Below are 364 nucleotides of genomic sequence, written 5' to 3'. Positions count from 1 at the left end.
CAATGGCGGGGACGCCCTCTACGCCTGCGCGATCCTCGCGCGCGGAGGAATCGGGGCGACCGCCTACCTCCTGAAGAAGCGCTGCCATCGCCGCGCCCTCGCCGCCGCCCAGGAAGCGGGCGTGCGCATCGTCGACCTGGACGGCCAGTCGTTGCGCTCCATTGAGAACACGCCCGCGTGGTCCGAAGTGTTCCTCGCGCACGCCTGGATCGACGGCATCGTGGGCACCGGCGCCCATGGCCCGCTCACGGGTGTGCTCGCGGAATCCGTGGAGGTCCTCAACAGGCTCTCCTCCATCAAACCGCGCCCCGTCATCGCGATCGACGTCCCCTCGGGCCTGACCGACGACGACGGCGCGATCACG

Annotated in this window: 1 protein-coding gene; it reads left to right on the top strand. The window is 70.3% G+C overall.

All coding sequences use genetic code 11. The features are described from left to right. Positions 1 to 364 (top strand): NAD(P)H-hydrate epimerase (locus tag QP415_RS10930; protein ID WP_285100076.1); only part of this gene is annotated, 364 nt, incomplete at both ends.

This window comes from Pauljensenia sp. UMB3104, assembly GCF_030217285.1.
Classification (GTDB): Bacteria; Actinomycetota; Actinomycetes; order Actinomycetales; family Actinomycetaceae; genus Pauljensenia.
This window is presented reverse-complemented; position numbering and strand designations above follow the sequence as displayed.